The organism is Lacticaseibacillus brantae DSM 23927 (assembly GCF_001436115.1).
In the GTDB taxonomy this organism is placed as follows: Bacteria; Bacillota; Bacilli; order Lactobacillales; family Lactobacillaceae; genus Lacticaseibacillus; species Lacticaseibacillus brantae.
The window spans coordinates 142,680-151,247 of record NZ_AYZQ01000005.1 but is presented as its reverse complement, the minus strand read 5'-3'; the positions used below and the strand labels follow the sequence as shown (position 1 = coordinate 151,247).

Genomic DNA, 8,568 nt, shown 5'->3' with positions numbered 1-8,568 from the left:
CCTGCGAGGATAGGAAGCTGCCACGCAAACTTACCAGTTAGGTCTTTGACCTAGCTGGTTTTTTATTTGGCCAAAAGATTGCTACAATGAGCATAGTTCAAAGGAGGAAATAGACATGTGGTTATGGATACATATTATAACGTGGATTGTGATGCTAATTGTCCTGCTGACGGGTGTCATGGTTGTGCCTAAAAAGCGCACGCCATTTCTAATGATTGCCAGGCTGGGCTATGTGGTGATGATTGTCAGCGGTTATGTCTTGATGCGTGATGCTTTCAATCGAAATCCAGCTTTAACCGTGCTGAAAATTGTCCTTGCGGTCGGCTTTATCGCCTTAGTGGAAATTCTGTTTTCACAGGCTGACGGCAAACAAATGCGGTCGAGTTGGCGGTGGCTGATCTTAGGCGGCGGTGTCATCGTCGGCATCGTTGGTTTAATTCTCGCTCAAGGTCGGCCTATCCTCTAATTCTGAGGTAATTGGCTGATATTACATGCTATAATAAGCGATACGAAAACTGTGAGGTGAAGTGAATGAGTCAAGTAGCGACTAGCGAAAATCTGGGGGCATTAACCGCCCAAGGAACTGTCGTCGTTGATTTGTGGGCGGAATGGTGTGGCCCTTGTAAAATTATGAGTCCCATGCTGGATGAATTAGAACAGGAATTAGAGGGCTTGAAAGTAGCCAAGCTCAATGTGGAAGACTATCCGGAAGTCGCCGAAAATTATCATGTGATGACAATTCCAACCTTGATCGTCTTTAAGAACGGTAAGGCGATCGAAAAGGTTACTGGCGCTTACCCGAAGCCAAAACTCAAAGCTTACTTGACCCAGAAACTCGAGTCAGCCTAATGGTGAAAGTTGATAAAACAATTCTCCTTGATACTTGTCTATTGGCCGGCCGGATTATGATTGAAGGCGGGTCTGAAATGTATCGCGTAGAAGATACCATGAATCGAATCGTGAGAAATGCTGGGCAAAGTGAGCCGCTAATCTTTACGACGGCGACGGGGATTATTATTGGTCTGAAGAACCAGCCGTATGTGCAGCTGAGCCAAGTTTCGGCTCGCAACATTGATATGGAAAAAGTCGCTGGTGTGAATCAACTCTCCCGCCAATTTGCGGAAGGCAAAATCACCCTGACACAAATGCGTAAATCATTGATTCACCTCGATAAAAACACGCCATATTTTCCGTTGCCACTACAAGTCTTGGGGGCAGCTGTGGTCTCTGCGACCTTAATGGTGATTTTTGCTCAGCAATATGACTGGATGGATATTCCTTTGGCTGCTGTGGCAGGAAGTTTGGGTTACTTAGTCAATTACTATGTTGGCCGCGCAACCAAAATTCGATTTATGAGCGAGATGCTCGGCGCGTTTATCGTTGGTTTGACCGCGCTCATTGGCGTACGGCTAGGGCTAGGCCGCGAAATTGATAACGTGATTATTGGCGCCGTCATGCCACTGGTTCCTGGCGTGGCAATTACCAACTCCATTCGCGATATGCTCGCGGGACATTTGCTCTCAGGCATGGCCCGCGGGATGGAAGCCATTCTCAGTGCATGTGCGATTGGTGTTGGGATTGCCATTATTTTTAGATTCTTCTAGGGGGCGGCTATGACATACTTAACTGAATTTATTGTGCAATTAACGTTTAGCTATTTGTCGACCGTCGCCTTTGCCATTTGTATCAACGTACCTCATAAGGCGCTCATTCTCGCTGGGTGGGCTGGCGCATTTGGATGGATGGTTTACTGGTTGCTGGAGACAGCGGGTAGTGGCCGCATGCTGGCGAACCTGCTGGGGGCCGTGGCCATTGGCGTTTGCGGGATTGTATTTGCTCGGATCAAAAAGATGCCCGTCATTATTTTTAATATTCCCGGCCTGGTGCCGCTCGTGCCAGGGGCCACTGCGTATCAAGCGGTGCGCGCGATGGTGCTCGGAAATATGGATCTCGCAATTCAATTGGGTGTGCGGGTGACCATGGTGGCTGGCGCAATTGCAGTCGGATTCATGATTGCCCAGCTTATTAGCGAATTGAGTTACCGGATCCGGTGGTGATTGTTCGTTCTTCGTGGTATACTAATTGCATGCGATGAGTCGAGTAACCACGATTTATGTGGTGAAAGTCGCAGCTAACACGGGGTAACCCACTCGCCGGATTTGCGAGGTTAGTGATTCTCACTGAGTTGTGGAGCCCATAGAATCTATCTAAGGCAACTTAGATACTGCGAGCAGATGCCGAATCAACATTTAATTGTTGATTCGGCTTTTTTAATCCAAAAAAATGACCAACCCGCTATAGGTTGGTCATGTCTCATTAACCTGGTTGGCCAACGCCATTCCCGTTCGGTGTCCGGGTGATACCTGGGACGCCTTGTTGATTAGGGGTGGAGACGATGTATTGGCTAATGAGCTGAATGATTTGTTGATTCTGAGGTAAATCAGAGTGGGCGGCGTCATCCCCGCTGACTGTGATTTGCGTGTAGTGTTTGACTTGATTCTGGAAAATATATTTCCCAGCTTCAACGCTTTCGATTGGCACGGTGCCATCGCCGTCAAGGTTCTCCGTCCCGGCAATCGAGTAAACGGTTAGGCCGGTCGGCAGGGACTTTCTAGCGGCAATCATATCGCTAAGCATCTGGGTGCGATTATCGCTATTACTCTCGGCCAAATTGTATGGTGTCCCAATCGTCATCAGGCGCGACATGGTGACTTCATCGGCTTGGTAATATTTCTCCAGGAAAAGGGTGTAGATGAGACCGCCATTACTGTGGCCAATGCCACGGAAACGATTGAAACGGTATGTCTTGCGCAATTGCGTAAAGGCCGTATTGAACCAAGCTGCTTGTTTTTTGATGTTTGGATAGCCATCTTTATTGTTTTCAAAGGCAACCACGATGTATGGCTCGTTATCATTGCGCGCAATCCGACCGGAATATTTCAAACTGCCGTTGGTCTGCACTGTAATTTTTAATAAGCTGTGCCCAGTTGTCTGTTTATTGAGGTCATTGATTAAGGTGTTGAAACGATCCTGCGTGGCTGAACTCCCGGGGATGAGGATGACCGGTTCCATGCGGGAATTGTGAATCACGCGGGCAGATTTAACGTTAGCCGTCATCCAAGTGGTCGCGGGAATTAGAACGATTAGCGTGGCCGCAAGGGTGATGAGGATAATGATTAAACTACGCCAGTGCTTTTTCATCTTGTGCCTCCAATTGTGCTGCTTCGTCATTCACAATCATCGTGAGTCTAACAAAGGGTATATAGATGAGCGTTGAGACTAACAAGCAGAGCAGACTGACCACTAAGGCGACCCAATTTCCATTGGTGCCCAGAAAAGCAATGAACGGACCAGGTGTGCCTGTAGGAACGGTATAAACAGGTGGTGGCATAATATGCAGCCGAATCACGAACCACGCAATGCCTTGATTGACCAGCGGGGTCAAAATAAAGGGGATCAGCAATAGGGGATTAAGAATGACCGGCAGGCCAACTAGAATCGCGACGGGATTGTTGACAATCGCGGGCGCGAGGCCCAGGCCCGCAATTTCTCGCATGGAGTGGCGACGGCTGACAATGAAAATGGCAAAAATCAAGGCCATCATCATCCCGACCCCACCGAAGTTTGCAAATGGATAGTAAATCGTACTCATTGTGTACGGGTGGGGGACGTTAAAGAGATTGTTGTGTTCTAGTGCATAATTCAAATTATCTGCGCCTAGGGTCCCATTTCCTTGAGTCGCTGCTGCTGCCAAATTCAAGGGCCCTTCTAAGCCGGCCCACCATATCAACGCGTTCATGGTGGTTAATAGTGCCAGGCGAATGGATACATGCCCTGTCAAGCGCGTCCCTGGAAACTGGAAGAAGGAGTAGATGACGCCAATTATGCCATCAGCGGCAATAAGACTTATCGCATAGCTGATAGCCATGCTGATAATCAGAATAAGGTTGATGAGGAGCAGGTGATGCAGACTGTTGGTGACGCGATCTGAGATGCTACTTTCTTTGAGTGCAGGTTCCTGGCTAATTTTGCCAAACCGGAACAGCCAGCCGATACCAACACCGAGCCAAAAGGCGAAAAACAACCCGCGATAGCCTAAGTTTTGAATAAGGAAGGTATCATGCTGGCCAGGTGAAAAGTTTAAGTTAAAGGTGAAGAAACTGAGCGCACTCGTTAAGCCGGCTAAAGTTTCATCTTTGTGATACGAATGCGCCATGAACTTGGCCGCTAAGAACGCGACGGCGGGTGCGGATAAGTTAATAGTCACGGCTTGAAGTACGCTGAGAATATGTTGAATTTGCGTGTAAAAAGGAATGACCGTCTGTAGGTGATAAATTTCGGCAAAAAATCCTCGGGGCGAAAAGACAGTTGAATTTAGTGCCTCTGCTATCACCCCAAGCAGAATAAAGGGGAAAATGACCGCTAATGTTTGTTTTAAGACCCGATACATTCGCCACCGCCGAATCCGAACACTTTGGCGAATGATGCCGGGTAACAGTTTAGTTTGTAAGTATGTTTCCATATGCGCTTGTCCTTTCAAGGCTGAAAGTCATAACCGATGATGCTCTCGTTCTACCCAAATTTTACCAGAGTATTGTCAAAACAGAAGCAATTACGTTTGTGAACTTGAGACAATAAAGCGAATGTTTTTACGATTTTACACAAATAAGTGCGGGTTCTCACCATTTTTAAATGCATTCAAAAATCGACTCTGGTAAGATTGAGGTAAATCAGAATAAGAGAGGTTAACCCTAATGGATAAGCCCTTAGCGAAATACATTGACCATACTTTGTTAAAACCAGAAGCAACGCAGGATCAAATTGATATTATTTTAGCTGAAGCACAGCAGTATGATTTTGCTTCGGTCTGTGTCAATCCTTACTGGGTGGCCCGCGCGGCTGCCGCATTAGCAGATACGGATGTTGATGTGTGTACTGTGATCGGCTTCCCGCTGGGCGCAAATACGACCCAGATTAAGGTGGCTGAAGCGAATCTGGCCATCGATGAAGGCGCTAATGAAGTGGATATGGTGATTAATATCGGCGAGTTGAAGCAGGGCCATGACGACCATGTGCGAGCAGATATTCAAGCCATCGCCGAGATTGCCCATGCTAAAAATGCGATTTTGAAAGTGATTATTGAAACGTCACTTTTAGACGACGATGAAAAAGTTCGGGCCTGTGAATTGGCAGAAGCCGCGGATGCTGATTTCGTTAAAACCTCTACTGGGTTCTCAACGGGTGGAGCGACCGTTCACGATGTGGCCTTGATGCGGGCGACTGTTGGCGACCGCCTCGGTGTCAAAGCCAGCGGCGGGATTCATACCTATCAAGAAGCTAAGGCGTTGATTGAAGCTGGAGCCAGTCGGTTAGGCGCGAGTGCTGGGGTCGCAATTCTAAAGGAAGCAGAGGCAAACTAATGGCAAAATTTAATCGGGTTTTGGCGATTGTGCTCGACTCAATTGGTATCGGAGAAGCACCTGACGCTGCCAAGTATCATGATGAAGGCGCGGACACCTTAGGGCACATTGGCGAGTTTTTCAACGGGCAGCTGGCTTTACCATATCTGCAAGCCATGGGCCTGGGAAATATTCGGCAGGATAATCCTATTTCCGGGGTTGCGCCTGTTAGTGAGCCGAGTGGTTATTTTGGCAAAATGTACGAGATTTCTGCCGGCAAAGACAGTATGGACGGTCATTGGGAGATGATGGGTCTGCCTGTCACTGAACCGCTGGGCTTCTTCCCTAATGGGTTCCCGGATGCCCTGATTAAGCAAATCGAAGACTTCTCCGGTCGACACGTGATTGTGAATAAGCCTTATTCGGGGACTGAAGTGTTGACGGATTATGGTGAAGAACAATTAAAGACTGGCGATTTAATCGTCTACACGTCTGGCGATTCTGTCTTACAGATTGCCGCTAACACAGCGATTATTCCGTTGGAAGAACTCTACAAAATTTGTGAGTACGCTCGGAGTATCACGATTGACGCCCCTTATCGCATCGGGCGCGTGATTGCTCGGCCATATACCGGGACGGATAAATCCAACTTTACGCGGACCAGCGATCGTCATGACTATGCCTTGTTGCCCAATGCGCCAACCGACTTGGATCGGCTCCAACAAGCTGGGGTGCCAACCTTTGGAATTGGTAAAATTAACGATATTTTCTCTGGCCAAGGGATTGATGCTGGCGTGCATACGACGAGCAACGTTGACGGTATGAACCAAACAATTGCGACGATGAAAAGTGATCAATCTGGCTTCATTTTTGCCAATTTGGTCGATTTTGATGCGATGTACGGCCACCGGCGTAATCCGCAAGGGGATGGCGACGCGCTTGAAACTTTTGACCGCCAACTGGGCGAGTTAATTGATGTGTTGCAGCCAGATGACTTGTTGTTGATTACGGCTGACCATGGTAACGATCCTGGCTTCCGTGGGACGGATCATACCCGTGAATTTGTGCCACTGCTCGCGTTCAGTAAATCCTTACCTGGTGGCGGGGATTTAGGCATTCGCTCTCCATTTTCAGATTTAGGCGCGACCGTGCTAGAGAACTTCGGTGTTCGGGGCAATGGTGTTGGCCACTCATTCTTGGACGCATTGCAATAGGAGGAAACTATGAGTACACATATTGGCGCACAACCTGGTGACATTGCAGACATTGTTTTACTTCCCGGCGACCCGCTGCGGGCGCAATACATTGCCGAAACCTATTTTGACAATCCTGTCCGCTACAACACGGTGCGGAATGCTTTTGGTTTCACCGGTACCTACAAGGGCCGCCGCATTTCTGTGCAAGCCACAGGGATGGGGATTCCCTCGATTAGTATTTATATCACTGAGTTGATGCAAGATTATGATGTGAAAACATTGATCCGGGTTGGGACAGCTGGGGGCTTAGGGCCAGATGTGCACGTTCGCGACGTCGTGATTGCCCAAGCTTCTTCCACGGATAGCTCGATTATTCTGAATACATTCGGTGCCGGGCTCTATTTTGCCCCAATTGCCGACTTCTCACTTTTGCGGCAAACTGCCGAACTTGCTGAGACGAAGAAGCTTTCTTATCACGTTGGCAACGTCCTTGGCGAAGATCGTTTCTATAATGACGAATTGGATCGGCAAAAGTTGATTGACTACGGTGTGCTCGCCGCCGAAATGGAAACACCGGCACTCTATCTCTTGGCCGAGAAATACCATCGACAAGCGCTCTCGGTGTTGACGGTGTCTAACCACATTATTACAGGTGAAGAAACGACTGCTGAAGAACGTCAAACGAGTTTCAATGACATGATTGAATTGGCACTCGATATTGCTGCGACGCGGTAATTCAGCCTAATTAGCCTCGATTCTGTCGAGGCTTTTTACGTTTCGGCAATGCTTATTTGTGCAACTCATATCGCATCGTGGTATATTGAGTGTAGTTGTTAAGAAAAAGTTAAGCCATAAATTGACGATAGAATATGAACGTATTGGAGGAGATCTGACGATGGTTGATAATTCGAAGTTCTTACTGGCAACAGCAGGAATTGCTGGTGCAGCAGGGGCGGCCTTGCTCATGCAAGCGACCCCCGTTTCAGCCGCAAGTGCGACAGTGACCTATTCACAAGGCGCCACAACGGTATGGAAGAGTCCAGCATTCGGACAGGCAGCTCGTTACGTGACCTTCAAGCAGACGGTCAATATTCTCGGCAGTAAGCAAGTTGGTGGGAATACTTGGTATCAAGTTGGCCAAAATGAATGGATTCCTGGCGTTTACTTGAAGCTGAACCAGTCAGGTAGCACGGCAACACCAACGCCAGCACCAACTCAACCACAAAAACCTGTTGCACAGGCTCCAGCAGCCACTACCCAATTAAAGGTCACTTATTCTGGTGGGGCTGTCACTGTTTGGGCAACGGCTAGTTATAGCAAAGGGTCAGGCCAATACTTAACCAATGGTCAGACAGTGTCTGCCATTAGCGCCCAAACCTCTGGTGGCGAAACTTGGTACAAGCTGAGCAACGGTGGCTTCGTCCCAAGTCGCTTTGTCCAGAAGGTTGCTGGCGTCACACAACCCGCTGCGCCAGCAACACCGGCGCAGCCTTCAACACCGGCTAAGCCGTCCACACCAGTGCAGCCTTCAACCCCTGGTAACGGCATTTCCCAGGCGCCAAGTAATCAAACGGCAATCCAAAAGGTCATTGCGCTTGCTAAACAGCAACTGGGCAAACCTTATGTTTGGGGTGGCAAGGGACCAAGTTCATTTGACTGCTCAGGCCTGATGCAATATGTGTTCCAAAATGCTGCCGGAATCAATATCGGCGGCTGGACAGTCCCACAAGAATCAGCTGGGACTAAAGTTGCTATCAGCGCCTTGAAAGCGGGCGACTTGGTCTTCTGGGGTGATGCAGGTAATACTTATCACGTTGGCTTATATCTTGGTGGCGGCCAATTCTTGAACGCCCCTAAGCCAGGTGAAAATGTGCAAATTAACGCCTTGTCCCCATACTGGGCACCTTCTTTTGGGGTTCGCGTGCTGTAATTCAAAATAACGATGAGTCCAGCCTATCCGCTGGGCTCTTTTT

The 8,568-nt window shown here is 48.5% G+C and carries 10 protein-coding genes; 8 read left to right on the top strand and 2 right to left on the bottom strand.

Annotation, left to right across the window (positions count from 1 at the left end):
* The first annotated feature begins 115 nt into the window (after window positions 1-115).
* From FC34_RS09125 to FC34_RS09110, 4 genes are all read left to right on the top strand, one after another.
* Window positions 116-466 carry a DUF1516 family protein gene (locus FC34_RS09125; RefSeq protein ID WP_057895122.1) on the top strand — a complete coding sequence of 117 codons (351 nt, stop codon included), beginning with the start codon at window positions 116-118 and terminating at the stop codon, window positions 464-466.
* 65 nt (window positions 467-531) lie between these two features.
* Window positions 532-849, top strand: coding sequence for a thioredoxin (gene trxA / locus FC34_RS09120; RefSeq protein WP_057895121.1), 318 nt, complete (start codon window positions 532-534; stop codon window positions 847-849).
* Window positions 849-1,604 (top strand): threonine/serine exporter family protein, encoded by a 756-nt coding sequence (locus FC34_RS09115; protein WP_057895120.1) that lies wholly within the window; start codon window positions 849-851, stop codon window positions 1,602-1,604. The genes trxA and FC34_RS09115 overlap by 1 nt, the downstream gene beginning before the upstream one ends.
* Before the next feature lie 9 nt (window positions 1,605-1,613).
* Window positions 1,614-2,057: a threonine/serine exporter family protein gene (locus tag FC34_RS09110; RefSeq protein WP_057895119.1), complete on the top strand. Its 444-nt coding sequence runs from the start codon at window positions 1,614-1,616 to the stop codon at window positions 2,055-2,057.
* A 259-nt stretch (window positions 2,058-2,316) separates the two neighbouring features.
* Here FC34_RS09110 and FC34_RS09105 read toward each other — a convergent pair whose 3' ends face one another.
* Together FC34_RS09105 and FC34_RS09100 are read right to left on the bottom strand one after the other, a co-directional pair.
* Window positions 2,317-3,201, bottom strand: coding sequence for an alpha/beta hydrolase (locus FC34_RS09105; RefSeq protein WP_057895118.1), 885 nt, complete (start codon window positions 3,199-3,201; stop codon window positions 2,317-2,319).
* Window positions 3,182-4,522, bottom strand: a complete 1,341-nt coding sequence (locus FC34_RS09100) for a PTS transporter subunit EIIC (RefSeq protein WP_057895117.1) — start codon at window positions 4,520-4,522, stop codon at window positions 3,182-3,184. The genes FC34_RS09105 and FC34_RS09100 overlap by 20 nt, the downstream gene beginning before the upstream one ends.
* A gap of 232 nt (window positions 4,523-4,754) precedes the next feature.
* Between FC34_RS09100 and deoC the strand changes: the two genes are divergently transcribed.
* From deoC to FC34_RS09080, 4 genes are all read left to right on the top strand, one after another.
* A complete protein-coding gene (gene deoC, locus FC34_RS09095; RefSeq protein ID WP_057895116.1) occupies window positions 4,755-5,420 on the top strand; it encodes a deoxyribose-phosphate aldolase in 666 nt (221 codons plus the stop codon).
* Window positions 5,420-6,613, top strand: a complete 1,194-nt coding sequence (locus FC34_RS09090; RefSeq protein ID WP_057895115.1) for a phosphopentomutase — start codon at window positions 5,420-5,422, stop codon at window positions 6,611-6,613. The genes deoC and FC34_RS09090 overlap by 1 nt, the downstream gene beginning before the upstream one ends.
* 9 nt (window positions 6,614-6,622) lie before the next feature.
* Window positions 6,623-7,330, top strand: coding sequence for a purine-nucleoside phosphorylase (gene deoD / locus FC34_RS09085; RefSeq protein WP_057895114.1), 708 nt, complete (start codon window positions 6,623-6,625; stop codon window positions 7,328-7,330).
* Window positions 7,331-7,490: 160 nt separating this feature from the next.
* Entirely contained in the window at window positions 7,491-8,525 is a 1,035-nt protein-coding gene (locus tag FC34_RS09080; RefSeq protein WP_057895113.1) for a C40 family peptidase, read from the top strand.
* Window positions 8,526-8,568: the final 43 nt, after the last annotated feature.